The organism is Streptomyces sp. URMC 129, assembly GCF_051386415.1.
Classification (GTDB): domain Bacteria; phylum Actinomycetota; class Actinomycetes; order Streptomycetales; family Streptomycetaceae; genus Streptomyces.
Map to the genome: position 1 here is coordinate 36,317 of NZ_JBPQTQ010000009.1, position 17,233 is coordinate 53,549.

Consider the following 17,233-nt stretch of genomic DNA (forward strand, 5'->3'; position numbering starts at 1 on the left):
TTACGGTAGGGCTCGCGCTCCGGCCCAGACCCGGTCAAAGCTTTCCAGGTACGTGTTGACGATCTCTCCGCCCGGGATGCGCTTCAGGTGCAGCACCGGAGCATGAGAAGCCGCGAACCCGTAGACGTGCGTATTGACAAGAAATTGGTCGTCCGCGAAGTAGATCGAGTTGTAGAGAACCGTGTCGTGGAGCCGGATCTCGATGCCTTCCACGTTCCCCACGGCGCGCTTGTAGAGAACCATGACGTTGCGGATCTTCGCCGCCATGGCCTCATCAATCCCCTCGTCCGCTCCCCGGTTCGCCACGTGGACACTGTCCGGATCACCCAGCAGCACACGCACACGCACGCCCTGCCGCGCCTTCTCAACGAACGTTCGCAGCACGCCCGCGTCTTCGGCCAGGAAGAGACCGCTGTAGACCAGGACACCGATCTCCTCCCGGGCCGTCGCGTAGAGCTTGCCCCACGCATCGCTCGGAACGGCCCAGCGGTGAGGGTAGATGGTCAGGATCTCGCTCTCGGACGCGTTCACGACCTGCTGGCGCGGCAGGGCGTCCGGCCACAGGTACCCCTCGTCGACGTTGAGGAAGTTCGCCACGGCGTACCGGTGACGCCGGTACGGGAGGCGACCGTTGATCCAGCGCTCCACCGACTTGGGGTCCACGTCCACAGCGCTCGCCAGGTCGGCCGGGGTCACGCGGCGCTCCAACAACGTCGCTCGCAGTCTCTCGTTCGGCATGTACCCCCACCCGGGACTTCCCGGGACGTCTTCGCCTCGGCAGACGTCTTGCACACGTCCAGTCATGTGGTGATCACGTCCCATCCTCTCACCGGATGCTCGTTGGTGTGCGGAGTTGCCCGCACACATCCACCCACCAACGCGGAGAGGGAGCCCGGCATGGGGTCTGACAGAAAGAACGTCTCGCAGGCGCGGTTCGACACGTCCGCCGCGACCACTGGCGCAACTTCACGAGGACCAGCTTCAACTTCCGCAAGGCGGTGAGCGCGGCATGACGATCGAGACGACGCAACTGGTTCCCGCGAAGAGGCCGAAGCGCCGCCCCCTGCGGTCGAAGCAACCCGCCGTGATCGAGCTGAGCGCCATCTCGGTACGACCCGAGGTGCACTTCACCCGTCCCTGGTCGGCCAGTTCGGACGAGGTCTCGACCGGCTTCCGGCTGGTCGTGCTCCCCGCCCGCTTACTGGCCCTGTCACTGCTGTGGGCGACCTCGTCGCCCCAGCGCCTGTCTATCGCCGCCGCCTGTGCTGCGTGCTCGCCCTGGTGGTGATCGCGTGAGCGCCTCGACCACGGGAGGGAGGTGACCGATGTTCTTCTTCCTGTCCGCCGTCCTGCTTCTCGGTCCGGCCATCTACGGCCTGTGGCGCTTCGGGGGCCTGCCCGTGTCGTACGCCGTGCCGTGCACGCTCTACGGTCTCGGCCGGAGCGCGGTTCCTCGCCGGCATTGATCCGTGCCCCGCCCACTCACCGAAAGGAGGGATGCAGTTGAACTCAGTGAACGGCAGACACGGACGGAGGTTCCGTAAACAGTTCGGGAGCGCCGACGGCGCCGCAGGCGGGCGCAGCGTTGGCCGCGCTCGGTCGCAAGCTGTTCCGCTACCGGTCCGAGTTGGCCCCCGCCACGGTCGGGCTTTCACCGGCAATGGCGGGGGCCGTCCTGCATGCATCCCACTCGGGCGTGTGGGCGCTGATCGGGCCGGCCACGATGGGCACATGCGCGGGCATCCGCAGGGGCTGATTTCTGCGAAACCTCTGGACCGCAGTCGCCTGCTCACCGCGTCGCTGTCCAGCGTGCAGGCCGCGATACCCCCAGCGCCGCGGCCATAGGGGTCACCACGGTGAAGAACGCGGGAGTCGGCGCCCGGCCCGTTTCCGTCTTGCGCAGCGTCTCCGTCGCCACTCCCGCCGTCGACAGCATCGTCGTGGAGCTGGCTGCGGGAGCGGACGGGCCCCGGCCTTCGGGCGGCGCTGATGCCGCCGCCGGGCCGGGACTGCCGGGTTGAGTCCATCGCCGCTGGCAGCCCCGGGCTAGTGCCCTGACTGCATGCGTTCACCTGCTGTGGAACCGGAGCCTCGGGGGAGCCTGAGTATCCTCGGCTTGTGGAAGATCGCGAGCAGTACGTGAGATACCGGCAGGACCGGACCGTGCTGGCGGCGGTCGGGACTCATCTCGATCCCCAGATCAGTCGGATCAGCGTGCGGTTGCCCCGGTCCATGGCTGAGTTGGCGGTCGCTGCCTGGGAACGCGAGGAACTGGCCGGGGTCGGCGAGGAGAGCCGTGAAGAGTACGAACTGCGTGACCATGCTGCGGAGCTGGGCTTGATCGGCCTGGCGATCTCCTCACGTGGCGTGTGGGACGCGGATGAGGTCGTTGTCGACCTGGATGCTGTCCAGATCGCGGCGGCCTTGCGGGCCGCGCGGTAGGTCAGGCCGCGGGGCCAGAGGGCGTCACTCCGTCGGATGTCCTTCTCACTGCGGACGCGCGCACGCTCGCGGCGTTGCGCTGCGAGGAGGTCCCGGCGACGGGCGCTGGCACTGCGCCGCACAGGTGGCGTGGAGGCCCCGGGTCTGCACCGTGTGGTTGGGGTGGTGGAAGTTCCCGATGGTGAACTGCCGCAGCCACCCGAAGTGGGCTCGATCGGGTGGGACCGGGATGCGTAGGTCAGGGTGAAACACTGCGTGACCCGGTGCCTCTTCGCCCGTCGCTGGATCTTCTCGGCCCCTGTGCGCGGACAGATGGTCCAGGTTCACGGAGTGGTGCTCCGTCGGAGCGGGCGGCCCGCATCGACTTCAGCGCGGCCGGGCTGTTCACGGAGCCTCCCTGCGGCGGTTGATGCCCCACAGACGGTCGTCGCCTGCCGAGCCTGGTGGGGCCTGTGGTGGCCGTCCGGCTGACGAAGTCCTCGTCATCACCGCTGAGCAGGCGGGGACGGCATCCCGCCCACTGAGGGTCCAGACAGGCCAGGCGGATCTCGTTGAACCGGTGGATCACATCCCGGACGGGGTCGTCGTCGGCCTGCACCAGGTGGGCGATCAACGGCCCGGTTCCCGCAGACCGAGGCCAGCAGCATCATCGGGCGCCGGTAGCGCACCCAGATCGTGGTGCCCCGGCGCACGATCCGCTGCAGCTTCTGCCCCTCCTGGTCGTCAGTCTGCGCACATGGACCGGCTCGGCCACCACGCCTCCAGCGGTCGGGTCGGACGTCACCGCCCATCCAACCGTCATGACCACCAACCCGGCGAACCTATGCGTTCACAGCACTAGTAGCGGGACTCCAGCGGCTGGGACACCGTGGCGTGCGGCAGGCGGTCCGGGTTCGTGACGCGTACCGCGCGCTGAGGGCGCACCGAACGCAGGTGTTCCAGTTCGCTCAGCGGGGTGAGATCCAGCTCGGCGGGGCCATCGGACAGGATCAGGTCCCGCAGCCCGGGCAGCACGGCGGCGACATCCCGCAGGTCCGGGTCCTCCCGGGTATCGGTCAGGTGCAGATGGCTGATCCCCGGGAGAGCGATGCGGTGCTCGCGGAACGCCCGCAGGAGCCGCTGCGGAATCACCAGGTGGGTCAGCGCGGGCAGTTCGGCGACCGCCGCCAGACTGTCCGGGGGCGGGACGTGGTCCGGGTCGAGGATCCGCAGCGTCGCCAGCTCCCGCCAGACGCCGATCCCGGTGAGGTCGGTGACCGCGGAGGGCAGGCCCAGATCGGTGAGCGGCGCCCGGGACGGCAGGGCTTCGAGCCCCGGGCAGGCCATGCCGTCCCCCAGATAGAGGTAGCGGAGGTGGGAGAGGGCGTTCAGGCAACGGAAGTCGCGCAGCGCGGGCAGCTGCCGCAACAGCAGGCTGCGCAGCGGAAGTTCCGACAGCGGGGAAAGGTCCGTGACCGCCGGGCCACGGATCAGGGAGAGGCGTTCCAGGGAGCGGAAGGACCCGAGGAATCGCAGGGCCGTGAGCCGTTCGCCGCTGAGTGTCAGTTCTTTCAGCGGCCTGCTTCCCAGCGCCTCGATGATCTCCTCCTGCGTGAACTCCCCGAACAACGCCAGATAGGGGTGGTCGGGCAGTGTGCGGAGAGCGGCCAGTTCGGCCGAGGTGTGCACCCTGAGATGCGGCCTGCCGTCCAGCGACAGCCCGGAGAGGATCTCCGCGCCGAACCGTTCGGGCTCGAAGGCACCCCACTTGCTCAGGAGCGCGTCTCTCACCGCGTAGGAAGGGTGGTCGCGGAACGCGGCGAGTTTGGGCAGGGCCGCTTCGGTGTCCAGTTGGCGGGCCGCGTGCACCACCGCCTCGGCCTCGTCGTCGGTCAACCCCTCGGGGCCCGGCAGCAGTTCCAGCACCACCTGCCCGACGGCGGCCAGTGACAGCGCTTCGCCGTACGTCCTGGGCGGGATCAGCGCGGCGGCCCGTTCCTCCACCTCCCGCCGCACCTCCGGGTCCAGGTGGGGCGCGTGTTCGAGGCAGGCCATGGCCAGTAGATGCAGGCGGACCCGGTGCTTGCGCACCGTGTCGCCGCGCTTGACCAACTGCCGCAGCAGCCGTCTCCGTTCGTCGGGCCGGCCGTGCGCCACAGCCATCCGGACGACGTCCTCCCACTGGTCCAGGTGTGCGTTCCGCACCAGCAGCGGGAAGTCCCGGTTCTCCACGACCGCGCGGGCGGCGAGGTAGTCCTGGAAAGTGCGGTGCACGAAGTCCACGACGCCGTCGGCCGGTTCGCGCAGCAGGCCGGAACGCTCCAGCAGGTGCCGGTACACGTCCTCGGGGGAGCGTGCCGCCGCGTCCCGGTGCATGGCGGGCAGGGCCTGGCCGATCAGTTCGATGGCGTCGTCGCGCTCCATCTGGGAGTGGCCGTTGCGGATCAGCCAGTAGGCCAGCCGTTCCAGGAGCACGGTCTGGGACCTGGCGTCCATCCCGAAGCCGTGGTCGATGCTCCGCTGCCGGTCGCGTCGCTCCAGCAGCATCCGCAGGGCCGCCTCGTACAACTCCTCGCGGCCACGCGGCAGATAGCCGTGGCTCGATCGGTGCAGGGCGCAGATCAGGCCGCACATCAGGGGGTTGGTGGCCAGCCGGGCGAGGTCCTGGCGGCTGCGCACGGTGGCCAGCAGGGCGTCGGCCCGGTCCTGGCCCGCCTTCGCCGCACGGTGCCAGCGCTCGATGAAGGCGGCCACGTCCTCCGGGCTCATGGGCGAGAGCGACAGCTCGCGGAAGTCCTCGGCGGCCAGCCAGTCCTCACGCACGGCCGAGGGCCGGGCGGTGACCAGGCAGACGTTGCCCGGGAACTCCCGGAGAAGCTCCCGCAACCACCGGCGGGTGCCGTCCCGTTGTGGCTCGGGCACCTCGTCGATGCCGTCGACCAGGAGCAGTCCGCGCCCCGCGGACAGCACCCGCTCGGCCCAGCCCGCGGGCGGGGTGTGCGGGCAGCCCACCACGCTCAGGAAGTCGCGGGGCGTGGGCAGTGCGCCGCCGGCGCGGGTCAGGGTGCGCAGCGGCAGGACGAACGGCACGCGCCCGAAGAGGTGGACGAGGCTGCCGCTGGGCCGGTGTTCGGCGGTGGTGACGGCGAGCCACTGCACGAGGGTGGTCTTCCCGGCTCCGGCGACACCGCGCAGCAGCACGCGTTCGAGCCCGGCCAGCGCCTGCTCCGCGCGCTGCGGCGGGCGGGCCGGGTGCCGGTGGTCGCCGTCCGGGGTTGCGTTCGCCGAGCGGGTGTCGCTGTCCGTGGTCTCCAGGCTCAGATAGGCGTCGTCCAGCGGCCATTCGTCGTCCAGATCGATGCCGAAGATGGTGAGCCGGCCGTGCCGGTGGACGAGATGACGCCGGTATCGCTCCTCGAACTCGGCGTCCTCGGTGTGCTTGGCCGGCAGCCGCTCGACCAGCAGGTCCAGCGCCGTCACGAGCCGTTCGCTCTGTCGGCACTGCTCGACCAGGGTGCGGGCCACGAAGGTGGAGCGCCGGGTGAAGAAGTCGACGATGTGCAGGCAGGCCAGCCGCAGCAGCCGGTCGTGGAACAGCTCCGCGTCCCGCGACAACGCGCCCCGCCGGGACGGGCGCAGCGCCTCGGCCAGCCCTTCGGGCCCCAGCCGGACGGCCTGCACGTCGTCCATGTCGAGGTCCCCGAGAGCGGCGAGGGTGTCGGTCAGCGCCAGGGCGACGGCCTCGTGTTCCCCGGGGGCGGGCGTGTCGTGCGGACCGGCCGCGCGGACCGCGCGGTCCACCAGCCCGCGCGCCAGCTTCTCCAGGTCGCGCCGGGTCAGGGCACGCTTCTCACCACGGAAGGAGACCAGCGAGGCGATCCGCACCGGCTCACCGACCAGGCCCGCGCCCGGCTGCTCGGCCCGGAACAGCTTCCTGACCAGCGGCGCGACGGCGGCCGATCCGAGCCGTAGCCCAACGGTCGCGGCAGCATCCATGCAAGCACCCTCCCCGCCTGCGAGGGTAGCGGACCAGGCCCGCCCGGTGAGGCACCTCCACCCGCCCCGCCGACGGACCAACGACCGCCCCCGCGACGGCCGTTGACGCCTTCGCCGGTCACGGCCCGGGGCTCACCCGGGGGCCGGACCCTCGATCAGGGGGCGCAGTGCGTTCTCCAGGGCGTCGCTCTCCACGAGCTGCCAGTACGTGGACGGCGGGGCGTAGGAGGTTTCCGGGCAGGTCTCGTCCGGGGTCGTGGTGCCGTCCAGGGTGAACTCGGTGACCAGCTCACCGGTCCGGGCCTCGAAGACGCGGAAGTCGTAGCGCGCGGACCGGACGTCGGGGTTGTCGTCACCGAGTGTGCCGCCGAGGTACACGCAGTCGCCGATCACCTCGCCCTCGAAGCCGGGGTCCTGGTACTGGCACACGATCAGCTCCGCGAACCCGGCGCCCTGGGACGGTCCCCACTCGCTGGGCAGTTGCGGCACGTCGACCTCCGGGATGACGCCCGGCTTGAGCAGGACGGCCGGATGGAGGCCGGGCCCGTCGTAGGCCGGGCCGTCCGGGGAGTAGGCGACGACGGCCCCGGGGTCGAACGGGTTCCCGCCGCACGCCTCCTCCGCGTCCCGGGTCTCCGGCCACGGGGTCGGGCTGGGCAGCACCGGCGGCCGCCGGCTCGCGGACGGCTCCGGCGGCCCGGCGTCCTCGCCGCCCGAGCAACCCACCAGCCCGGTCAGCCCGATGACGCAACCGACGGCGGCCACCAGCCCGGCCCGCCTTCCCCGCACACTGTTCACCGCGCGCCCCCTCCTGCCCCGGCGTCAGGCGTCGAGGACGGCGGCGACGGCCTCGATCTCCACCAGCTGGTCGTCGTAGCCGAGGACGGTGACCCCGAACAGCGTGCTGGGCACGTCGTGATCACCGAACGCGTCCCGGACCACCTCCCACGCGGTCACCAGGTCCTCCTGCCGGGCCGAGGCGACCAGGACCCGCGTGCTGATGACATCCCCGAGCGCGGCGCCCGCCTCGGCGAGCGCGATCCGCATGTTGTCCACCGCCTTCGCCGCCTGCCCGGCGTAGTCCCCGATCGCGGCGGTGGTGCCGTCCTCGTTCAGCGGGCAGGCTCCGGCGAGGAAGATCAGCCGCGCCTCGGCCGGAGCGGTGGCCGCGTAGGCGTACTCCGCGACGCCGGACAGGACCGAGGAGCGGATCAATGTGACGGCGCGGGTCATGGGTTCGTCCCCTCGGCTCGGAGGATCGGGCATCGGGCATCGGGCCCCGTCATCCTGCCAAACCCGGCTCGGGGTTTCGCCCCGTTTTCCCGGCGGTCGGCGGTCGGCGTCCGGACAGGGTCGCGCGCGGCGCGGACGGTCCCCCGGACCGCCCGCGCCGCGTCGCGTCTCCCGTTTCTCGCCGGTGGTGCGGATCAGTGCGGGGGGTCGGCCAGGGCGGAGTCCAGGCGGTGCAGGTCGGGGTCGGCCAGGTCGGGGGAGGCCGACCTGGCCCGGTCGAGGAAGGCGCGGGCCCGTGCGGTGTCGTGGCGGGCGTGGGCGGCGAGACCGGCCTTGAGCAGGCAGCGGGCATGGCTGTGGCGTTCCCCGAGCGCGGCGAACTCCTCGCCGGCCCGCACCAGCAGCCCGATGCCGGTGCAGGCGTCGTCGGCGCGGGCGGTCGCCTCGCCCAGCAAGGCCGTCGCCCGGGCGGCACCCAACGGGTCGGCCTCGGCGGCAAGTTGGTCACGTGCCTCGTGCAGCAGGCCCACCGCGCGGCGGGTATCGCCCAATGCGCCGAGGACACGGGCCAGTTCCACCTGGCTGAGGGCGGCCCCGCGGCGGTCCCCGGTCCGGCCGCGGATGAAGCGGGCCCCGTGCAGCGGGGTCACCGCGTCCCGGTAGCCGCCGCGCGCCCCGTGCGCGCGGCCGATCTCGTGCAGGGCGTTGGCCAGCATCCGCTGATCCCCCGTCCGCTCGGCCAGTTCGGCCGCGACGACGAAGGTCTGCAGACTCTCCGTCAGCCGTCCCGCCTCGTACTGCCCGACGCCGAGGGCGTGTTGTACGGTGAGGCGGGCCGCGAGGTCCCCGCTGCGGATGGCGGCGTCCAGTGCCAGTTCGTGGCTCTCGATCCACGCCTCGCAGGGACGCAGCCGGAGCCACATCGGCCAGAGCCGGACGGCGAGTTGCCAGACGACCGTGTCGAGCCCGGCCTCCGCCGCGACGCGGATGCCCGCGACGAGCGTCCCGAACCGGGGCACCAGCCACGCCATGGCCGCGTCGCCGTCGTGGAAGGGGATGTCCCGCGGGGGGACGAACCGGTGGTCGTCGGGCAGCCTGCGGGCGTGGTCCGGGGTCAGCAGGGCGTCGGCCCGGGCGGCGACCCTCACCTGCCAGTCCAGGTAGCGCCGCAGCGTCGCCCGGCGGAGGCTGGAGGCGTCGAGACCGAGAGAGGTCCACGCGGCGTGCTCCCGCACCGCGTCCCGCAGCGTGAACAGCCCCTCCCCCGCCTCCTCCAGCAGCGCGTGCCCGGCGAGGAGGGCCACGGCTCCTCCGGCCGTCTTCGCGTCGAGACCGCAGGCGGCGGCCACGTCCAGGCGGTCGAAGGCAATGCCGGGCGGCAGGTCGCCCAGCCGCCGGTAGACGTCCGCCGCGTGCGGCGCCCCCTCGGCCAGGGCCCGGTAGGAGGCGTCGACGGCACGCGCCAGGGTGTGTTCGGCGCCGCACGGGCCGGGACGCAGCACCTCGGCCAGGGCGGCGGCGGAGTGGTGCGGGCGGCCCGCGAGAGCCCCGGCGGCCAGGGCCGTCACGAGCGGCAGTCCCCGGCACGCGGTGACCAGGCGCTGCCATCCGGCCGGGTCCCGCCGGACCCGCTCGGGTCCGAGCCGCTCGCGCAGCACGGCGGCCACGGCACGGTCCGGCAGCGGTGTCAGGCGGAGGAACGCCGCCTCCTGCTCGGCCAGTCCGGACAGCATGGCGCGGCTGGTGACCACGGCCAGGCAGCCGGGCGCCGCCGGCAGCAGCGGGCGCACCTGGTCCTCGTGCGCGGCGTCGTCCAGCAGCAGGGCCAGCCGACGGTGGGCAGTAACGATTCGCCAGTGCGCGGCGCGCTCCTCCGGGGCGTCGGGGACCGAGGCGCCCACCGCCCGCAGCAGCAGGCCCAGCACGTCGGGCGCGCCCGGCCGCTCCCCGAGCCGGACGACGAACCGCCCGTCGGGGAAGGCCGCGTCCGCGTCTCCCAGCCACGCGCGGGCCAGGGCGGTCTTGCCGACGCCCGCCTGGCCGCAGATCACGATCAGGCCGGGGACGCCACGCTCCGCCTGACCGCGCCACATGCCCGCCAGCAGGGCCGCGTCCGGTTCCCGGCCCGGCAGCCGCGACGGCTCGTGGACCGGTCGCCGCACGCGCCGCGCACCCGGGATCGCGCGCTCGCGCGCCGCCCGGTCGTCATTCTTCGCACTCATGTCGTCAGACTCCACAACTCGCTGAAAGGGGAAGGAAGATGAAAATCCGAGCACCGGGTCCCGCCGACACCGCGCGGATTGCCGCCCGGCCGGCCGGACGCCGGTGTCCGGCCGGCCGGGCGGGGTGGGGGTTGGGTCGCCGTTGCCGGGCGACGGTGGGTCAGACGGCGACCCGCGGCTCCTCCGGAACGGAGCGCTTCGGTATGCGGCCCGTGCGGTGCAGTCCGTGGAGCGCCGCCGCACAGGCGGCGCCGAGGACCGACAGGGCGGCCCAGGGCAGTGCCGCCAGGCCCGCGTCGCGGGCGGCGTCCAGGGCCGCGCCGGTGAACAGGTTCCCCAGGGCGATCCCGACGCCGCAGATCGTGTTGTACAGCCCGTAGTGGGTGGCGACATGACGCTCGCCGGAGAGACGGATCACGGTGTCCATCTCGAACGGGTAGGCGATCATGGTTCCCGCCGCGAGCAGCAGCGCGGACAGGGTGAGCGGGACGGCCGCGCACAGCCACCGGGCCGCGCCGCCACCGGGCACCGGAACGGCCGTCGCCACCAGCGGCGGGACGAAGGCCAGCCCCATGACGATCACGCCCACGGCCAGCGCCGGTCCCGGTTCCGTCCGGGCCTGGAACCAGGCCGTGACCCTGGTCTGCGCCGCGACGGTGCTCAGCGCGGACACGGCGAACAGCAGCGTCACCGCCGCCGTGCCGGACCCGCCCTCGCCCACCAGGCGCCGCACCTCCAGCGGAAGCGCGAGGTACACCTGGAACGACAGGACGTAGGAGCCGATCATCGCGGCGGAGAACAGCAGGAAGGGACGGTTGGCCGGCGCTCCGCGCCACAGCGCCCGCATCCCGGCCGCCGCCCCCGGCCCGCCGCGCGCCGCGACCGGGCGGGCGGGCAGGGCACGGATCTGCACCACGCTCAGCGCGCCGAAGATCGCCGCGGACACCAGGCAGGTGAGGCGGAAGTCGATGCCCGTCAGGGCCAGCCCCACCAGCGGGCCGAGCAGGATCCCCGCCTGGTAGAAGACGTTGAACAGCGCGAACGCCTCCACCCGCCGTTCGCCCGCGTCCGCGGCCAGGTAGGCCCGCACGGCCGGGTTGAACAGCGCCCCGGCGAAGCCGGTGGCCGCCGAGGCGGCCAGCAGCGCGGGCAGCGAGTCGGCCACGGCCAGGGTCGCGAAGCCGGCGGTGCGCAGGGCGCAGCCGGCGACGATCAGGGGCTTGCAGCCGAACCGGTCGGCGAGGGCGCCGCCGACGACGAACATGCCCTGCTGGCTGAAGTTCCGCACCCCGAGGACGAGTCCGACCAGCCACGCGGCCAGCCCCAGCGTCCCGGCCAGATGCGCGGCGAGGTAGGGCATGAGCATGTAGAAGCCGAGGTTGATGGTGAACTGGTTGACCATCAGCAACTGGACGCTCCGCTCGTGGGAGCGGAACCGCTCGATCGTGGCCCTCACCGGCCCGCCTTCTTCCGCGCGGGCCGCTGCCGGGAGGCGGCGGCGAGCGGATCGGTGACGACGGCGCACCGGGTCCAGCGGGTGACTTCCCTCTCGTCGGGGCGCCCGATCACCTCGGGTTCCGTCGCCGGTGCCCCGCCCAGCAGGCCGTGCGCGGCGCAGTAGTCGTCGTCGTAGACCGTGCCGAGGTAACGCTGCGGCCCGTCGGGAAAGATCGCCACGATCCGGGCGTCGGCGGGCAGGGTGCGGGCCAGCCACCCGGCCACCAGCGCGACGGCGCCCACGCTCCAGCCGCCGGTGGCGTAGTGGGAGGCGGCCAGCCGCCGGCACGCCCAGACGGCCTCGGCCGGGGCCACCCAGTGCACCTCGGAGAACTGCCGGTGGGCGACGTTGCGCGGGTGGATGCTGGAGCCGAGTCCGCGCATCAGGCGGGGCCGGGCCGGCTGGCCGAAGATGGTGGAGCCGACCGAGTCGACGCCGACCACCCGCAGCCCGGGATACAGCCGCCGCAGCACGCGCGAGACCCCCGCGGAGTGGCCGCCCGTGCCGACGCTGCACACCAGCGCGTCGACCGTGCCCAGTTCGACCGCCAGTTCCAGGGCCAGCGGCGTGTAGGCCGAGACGTTGTCGGGGTTGCCGTACTGGTCCGGGCACCAGGAGCCGGGGTAGCGGGCCAGCAACCGCCGCACCCGGTCGCACCGGGCCTGCTGCCAGCCGCCCACCGGGTCGGGCTCGGTCACGATGTCCACCTCGGCGCCGTAGGCGGTGAGCAGCCGGGCCAGCGATCCCTCCAGGCCGGGGTCGGCGACGAGGGTGACGGGGTGGCCGTAGGCCATGCCCGCCAGCGCGAGGCCCAGCCCGAGGGTGCCGCTGGTGGACTCGATGATCCGCTGCCCGGGCAGCAGGTCGCCGCGGGCCCGCGCCCGCTGGACCATGTGGAGCGCGGGACGGTCCTTGATCCCGCCGGGATTGAAGCCCTCCAGCTTGGCCCAGAAGCCCCGACCGGCCGGGGTGAAGGGCTCGGAGACCCGCAGCAGGGGCGTGTTGCCGACCAGCGTGGACAGCGCGGCGGCGGGCGGAGGGGTGGCAGGGGTGCCGGACGTGGTGGTGGTCGTTATGGGGGTCGAGAAGTGCATGATTCCGCTCTCGATCGTCGAATCGGCTCTTGGCGTGACGTGACGTGGCGTGGCGCCGCGCGGCCGTCGGGACGGCCGCGGCGCCGGTTGCCTAGATCCGCCATCGGCCGGTCGACGCGAGTCTGGACCGCATGCCGGGCGCGCGCGGCGCGTCACCGTCCCCCGGCGCCACGGCGGGACGGCGGGGCGACGCGGGACCGCGGGCTGCCACGGCCCGTTGGGCCGGGCCGTCCGGCTGGAGGGCCGGGGACGGCCGGCAGTGCTCGGCGAGCGCGCCGGATACGGACCCGCCGCACGGGCCGGGCACCCGTTCGGCCCAGGGGCCTTGTCCACCGGCCGCCTGCGCCGACGCCTGCGCATGCACGGGCTCGTGGGCGGCGGTGGCCGGGGTCGCGGTGGCGCAGTGGACGAGGGCGAGCAGCAGCCCGATCAGCAGCGGGATGACGAGAAGTCCGCGTACGCGGACAGGGGAGCAGGGCGGCAACGCTTCCCTCCACGTGGCCGCCGCACAGGGCGGCCACGGTCAACGGAACGGGGGCGCGGAGAGCCGCGCCGACGGCGTCAGCGGGTACTGAGAGACGCGTCGGTGCTCAGATGCGGAGGACCGCCGGGGCTGCGGCCGGTCTCGGGAGGGTGCCGGAGACGGAAGGGACCGCCGGGCAGGCGAACGCGGCGGGCGCGGGAAGCGTGCCGCCCGCGAGGACTTCGGCCCCGGCGACGGGCCCCACACCTGCCGGGGCCTGCGGCGGCGTGGCGGCACACGTGAACCCCGCGTTCGAGGGCAGCGGACCGCCCTCGCGTTCCTGGCAGTCACAGGACTGGTAGACGGGGGCGTCGAGGACGGGCGCATCGGCCACGGTGAACAGCGGGGGCAGGTGATGACCGGTCATGCTGTCGGCGCTCAGGCCGTGCATGCAGAACACCGCGAAGAGGAGCACCGCAATGCGCAGCGGGGACATCCACCGGGCGGAACTGACCGTGACCACGCGACTACCCTAACACCCGCAGGGCCGAACGGGCGGCGAACTCCGGCGGAACACCCACCGAACGCGGCCCCGTACGGGCCGGGGGGGCAGGACGGTACGGCTGTCCGTGGTGCCGGACGGGGCCAAGCACCGGCGGCCAACGGGCCGTTCTCGACGGCCGACGACGAGGACACCACGACACCGGCCACCGGATCCACGCCGCACCGCCGCGCCCCTGACCACGGCCGCATGACAGGCACGGCCCCCAAGGGCCCCTGCCCCGCGGCGGCTTCCGCACCGGCGTGGGGAAACAGGGCCCCGCCACAGCGGCATCGCCCCCACGCCCCGGTCGACCGCACAGCGCTCACCGCACCACCACGGCCGCACAGCAGGCCCGCCATCCAACGGCCGCTGCCGTTCGCGGACCGACGCCCAACGACCGGCTCGCCGCGATGACTTCGACACCCATGTGGGGAAACCGGCGCCACCGCTTCCGCGTTCCACCGCCCACACGCGGATGGCGGCTACAGCACCGGCAGGTTCTTCCGCAGCTCGAACGCCGTGACCTCCGAGCGGCACTCCTCCCGCGCGTGCGGGGAGCAGCGTCGGCGCTCGGCCAGTACCTCGGGCACACCGATCCCGGCTTCACCCTCCGCGTCTGCACCCACCTCATGCCCAGCAGCGAGGGCCGGACCCGCAGAGCGCTGGACGCGGTCTACACCGCCCGCGCGGTTAACGGCCCACAGACGGCCCAGCACCTGGGAGACGGCCACGGGGCGTTCGAGACGCACCCCAACGGCGGCGGGCATGCCGCCGCCCACACCACGCCGGCCGGCGGCTACAGCACCGGCAGGTTCTTCCGCAGCTCGAACGCCGTGACCTCCGAGCGGTACTCCTCCCATTCCTGCCGCTTGTTGCGCAGGAAGAAGTCGAAGACGTGCTCGCCCAGGGTTTCCGCGACCAGTTCGCTGTGCTGCATCAGCTGGATCGCCTCGCCCAGGTTCTGCGGGAGCGGTTCGATGCCGAGGGCGCGGCGTTCCCTGTCGGTCAGGGCCCAGACGTCGTCCTCGGCGCCCGCGGGGAGTTCGTAGCCCTCCTCGACGCCCTTCAGGCCCGCGGCCAGCAGGACGGCGTAGGCCAGGTAGGGGTTGGCGCCGGAGTCGAGGGAGCGGACCTCGATGCGGGTGGAGCCGGTCTTGCCGGGCTTGTACATCGGGACGCGGATCAGCGCCGAACGGTTGTTGTGGCCCCAGCAGATGTACGAGGGGGCCTCGCCGCCCGCGCCGGCCGGGCGCTGGGCGCCGCCCCAGATGCGCTTGTAGGAGTTGACCCACTGGTTGGTGACGGCGGAGATCTCGCCCGCGTGCCTGAGCAGACCGGCGATGAAGGAGCGGCCGATCTTGGAGAGCTGGAACTCGGCGCCGGTCTCGTGGAAGGCGTTGCGGTCGCCCTCGAACAGCGAGAGGTGGGTGTGCATGCCGGAACCGGGATATTCCGAGAACGGCTTGGGCATGAACGTGGCCTGCACGCCCTGTTCGAGCGCGACCTGCTTCATCACCAGCCGGAACGTCATGATGTTGTCGGCCGTGGAGAGCGCGTCGGCGTAGCGCAGGTCGATCTCCTGCTGGCCGGGGGCGCCTTCGTGGTGGGAGAACTCGACGGAGATGCCCATCGACTCCAGCATGGTGATCGCCTGACGCCTGAAGTCCATGCCGATGTTCTGCGGGGTGTGGTCGAAGTACCCGGAGGTGTCGGCGGGGGTGGGCCGCGAGCCGTCCACGGGCTTCTCGTTGAGCAGGAAGAACTCGATCTCGGGGTGGGTGTAGAAGGTGAAGCCGAGGTCGGAGCTCTTGGCCAGGGCCCGCTTGAGGACGTAGCGCGGGTCGGCGTACGACGGGGAGCCGTCCGGCATCAGGATGTCGCAGAACATGCGGGCGGTGCCCGGGGATTCGGCGCGCCAGGGCAGGATCTGGAAGGTGCTCGGGGCGGGCTTGGCGATCATGTCGGACTCGTGCACGCGTGCGAAGCCTTCGATGGCCGAGCCGTCGAAGCCGATGCCTTCCTCGAACGCCTGCTCAAGCTCGGCGGGGGCGACGGCCACGGACTTGAGGAAGCCGAGCACATCGGTGAACCACAGCCGCACAAAGCGGATGTCCCGCTCCTCCAGCGTCCGGAGCACGAACTCCTGCTGCTTCTCCATCTCCACCCATCCTCGCTGGTCCGACGGCTCTGTCCCCGGCGGCGGGGTGCACGGGGCTCCCGAGCATCCCATCACAGGATTTCCGCGGCGTTGCGCACGCGCGACCGGGCGGCCCGCCCCCCTTGCGGAACACCGCACATGGGGCGAACGGACCACTCTCCGGCCTCGACTATACGGTGCGGTCCGCACCTCGGCCACGGTCGCAAACCCCAGGTCAAGGGCTGTCGGGAACCACTCGTCTCCCCCGCCGGGTACCCCGTCCGCCCCCCGCGTCACCTCCCGGATCGGGGGCGCTACGGCCGGTCGCCGCGCGCCCGCCGCCCGTTTCCCGCCGGGTCCCCGGCCCGGCCCGTGCCGTACGCCGACTCTTCACAGCGAATTCGCCACCGCCGCCGACCGGACCGGGACGGCGGGGGCCGGATCCGGGTCCGGGTCCCGGGCGGGGACAGCGGCCGGGTCCGGGTCCGGGGCGGCGGGACCGGCGTACCGCCCGGACGCGGCGCCCCACCGCCGGACGGCGGCCATCCAGCAGCGCAGCCCCTCGACATAGCGCTCGGCCCCGGCCACGCCCCGCGCGTCGAGCCGCCACCGCGCGTACAGCTCGGGCAGCCGTTCGCTCACCGCCAGGAAGAGCTCGGCGCGCGCCGCCGCCAGGGCGCTCACCTGCGCCGTCGCCTCGGCGCGCGAACAGCCGGCGTCGCGCTCGCGGATCAGGACCAGGTTGTGGGGGGCGCCGCGCGTCTCCTCGCTCCGCACCGCGTGCAGGTCGTCGCAGAGCAGCACCACGTCCCCGGCGCAGCGGGTCAGGGTCTGCACCTCGCGGCTCCAGTAGACCCCGGCCGGGACCTCGGCGTGCCCGGCGCGCTCGATCAGGTCGAAGCAGGGCGCGGTGCCCGCGGCCTGCCTGCGCAGCGCGAGATACGCCTCCTCGCCGAGCCGCACCCCCAGGTGCCGGTACTGCGCCTCGGCCACGAACGAGCGGAAGAACCGCGTGAGGTTCCCCGCCGCGCGCTCCCGCCAGGCCGGGGACATCCCGGCGGCGGCGCGCTCCCACACGTCCGCGTAGGCGCGGGTCACCGGCCGGTCCAGCATCGGGCGGGCGCCGGGCGCGCGGTACGGGATGGCGGCCAGCTCCGTGCACAGCCACGCCACCCGCTCCGGCTGGCGGCCGGACAGGAGGTCGAACTGGTCGGCCAGCGGGAAGCCCAGGCAGACGGCGTCGGTGACCAGGTCGAGGTCCGGCCCCAGGGCGTCGGGGAAGGCCCAGGCGGCCAGGTCGGTCAGCAGCCAGCCCCGGTAGCGCCGCAGCGCCTCCGCGCCCCGGACGAGTCCGTGGTCCACGACCCAGGCGAGGTGGCGTTCGCCCGCCCGCCCGGCATCGGGATTGCTCCGGGTCTCGAAGGGTAGAAAGAAACCAGCGTTGTGCGGCATGCCACCCCCCTTTCGGGCGCGGGTCAGCTCTGCCGCGTCCGCGGCGTGGGGTAGCTCTGCCCTGGCACGCGCCTCCGCAATCGGACGGCGGCCATCGTGACCGGATCTGGCCGTCCCGCTCTGGCCGGTGCCGCCGCGGGCCGGTGCCGCCGCGGGCCGCGCGCCCGCGTACT

General features: G+C 73.0%; 14 protein-coding genes and 1 pseudogene. 3 read left to right on the top strand and 12 right to left on the bottom strand.

Annotated elements, in window-relative coordinates; genetic code table 11:
* Positions 1 to 738 (bottom strand): helix-turn-helix domain-containing protein, encoded by a 738-nt coding sequence (locus tag ACSNOC_RS03565; RefSeq protein WP_436745729.1) that lies wholly within the window; start codon positions 736 to 738, stop codon positions 1 to 3.
* 271 nt (positions 739 to 1,009) lie between these two features.
* Here ACSNOC_RS03565 and ACSNOC_RS03570 point away from each other — a divergent pair, with 271 nt between their 5' ends.
* The 3 genes from ACSNOC_RS03570 (at position 1,010) to ACSNOC_RS03580 (ending at position 2,442) form a co-directional block, all read left to right on the top strand.
* Complete coding sequence (locus tag ACSNOC_RS03570; protein ID WP_436745730.1) at positions 1,010 to 1,288, top strand: hypothetical protein; 279 nt, start codon at positions 1,010 to 1,012, stop codon at positions 1,286 to 1,288.
* Positions 1,289 to 1,325: 37 nt separating this feature from the next.
* Positions 1,326 to 1,466, top strand: coding sequence for a hypothetical protein (locus ACSNOC_RS03575; RefSeq protein ID WP_436745731.1), 141 nt, complete (start codon positions 1,326 to 1,328; stop codon positions 1,464 to 1,466).
* A 652-nt stretch (positions 1,467 to 2,118) separates the two neighbouring features.
* Positions 2,119 to 2,442 carry a hypothetical protein gene (locus tag ACSNOC_RS03580; protein WP_436745756.1) on the top strand — a complete coding sequence of 108 codons (324 nt, stop codon included), beginning with the start codon at positions 2,119 to 2,121 and terminating at the stop codon, positions 2,440 to 2,442.
* A gap of 32 nt (positions 2,443 to 2,474) precedes the next feature.
* On the opposite strand, the pseudogene ACSNOC_RS03585 reads toward ACSNOC_RS03580, so the two are convergent.
* The 11 genes and pseudogenes from ACSNOC_RS03585 to ACSNOC_RS03635 form a co-directional block, all read right to left on the bottom strand.
* A pseudogene (locus ACSNOC_RS03585) lies at positions 2,475 to 3,196 on the bottom strand (helix-turn-helix domain-containing protein); the annotation flags it as partial.
* Positions 3,197 to 3,279: 83 nt separating this feature from the next.
* Positions 3,280 to 6,417 carry an NACHT domain-containing protein gene (locus tag ACSNOC_RS03590; RefSeq protein ID WP_436745732.1) on the bottom strand — a complete coding sequence of 1,046 codons (3,138 nt, stop codon included), beginning with the start codon at positions 6,415 to 6,417 and terminating at the stop codon, positions 3,280 to 3,282.
* 132 nt (positions 6,418 to 6,549) lie between these two features.
* The gene (locus tag ACSNOC_RS03595) at positions 6,550 to 7,215 is read right to left on the bottom strand and encodes a hypothetical protein (RefSeq protein ID WP_436745733.1); all 666 of its coding nucleotides are present in this window, start codon (positions 7,213 to 7,215) and stop codon (positions 6,550 to 6,552) included.
* Between the two features lie 24 nt (positions 7,216 to 7,239).
* The gene (locus ACSNOC_RS03600; RefSeq protein WP_436745734.1) at positions 7,240 to 7,650 is read right to left on the bottom strand and encodes a RidA family protein; all 411 of its coding nucleotides are present in this window, start codon (positions 7,648 to 7,650) and stop codon (positions 7,240 to 7,242) included.
* A 194-nt stretch (positions 7,651 to 7,844) separates the two neighbouring features.
* On the bottom strand, positions 7,845 to 9,872 hold the full coding sequence (locus ACSNOC_RS03605) for an AAA family ATPase (protein WP_436745735.1): 2,028 nt from the start codon (positions 9,870 to 9,872) through the stop codon (positions 7,845 to 7,847).
* 160 nt (positions 9,873 to 10,032) lie between these two features.
* On the bottom strand, positions 10,033 to 11,328 hold the full coding sequence (locus ACSNOC_RS03610; RefSeq protein ID WP_436745736.1) for an MFS transporter: 1,296 nt from the start codon (positions 11,326 to 11,328) through the stop codon (positions 10,033 to 10,035).
* Entirely contained in the window at positions 11,325 to 12,464 is a 1,140-nt protein-coding gene (locus ACSNOC_RS03615; RefSeq protein ID WP_436745737.1) for a PLP-dependent cysteine synthase family protein, read from the bottom strand. The genes ACSNOC_RS03610 and ACSNOC_RS03615 overlap by 4 nt, the downstream gene beginning before the upstream one ends.
* A 91-nt stretch (positions 12,465 to 12,555) precedes the next feature.
* Positions 12,556 to 12,948 carry a hypothetical protein gene (locus ACSNOC_RS03620; protein WP_436745738.1) on the bottom strand — a complete coding sequence of 131 codons (393 nt, stop codon included), beginning with the start codon at positions 12,946 to 12,948 and terminating at the stop codon, positions 12,556 to 12,558.
* Between the two features lie 106 nt (positions 12,949 to 13,054).
* Entirely contained in the window at positions 13,055 to 13,450 is a 396-nt protein-coding gene (locus ACSNOC_RS03625) for a hypothetical protein (protein WP_436745739.1), read from the bottom strand.
* 817 nt (positions 13,451 to 14,267) lie between these two features.
* Complete coding sequence (gene glnA, locus ACSNOC_RS03630; RefSeq protein WP_436745740.1) at positions 14,268 to 15,629, bottom strand: type I glutamate--ammonia ligase; 1,362 nt, start codon at positions 15,627 to 15,629, stop codon at positions 14,268 to 14,270.
* Positions 15,630 to 15,998: 369 nt separating this feature from the next.
* Entirely contained in the window at positions 15,999 to 17,060 is a 1,062-nt protein-coding gene (locus ACSNOC_RS03635; RefSeq protein WP_436745741.1) for a terpene synthase family protein, read from the bottom strand.
* Positions 17,061 to 17,233 lie beyond the last annotated feature (173 nt).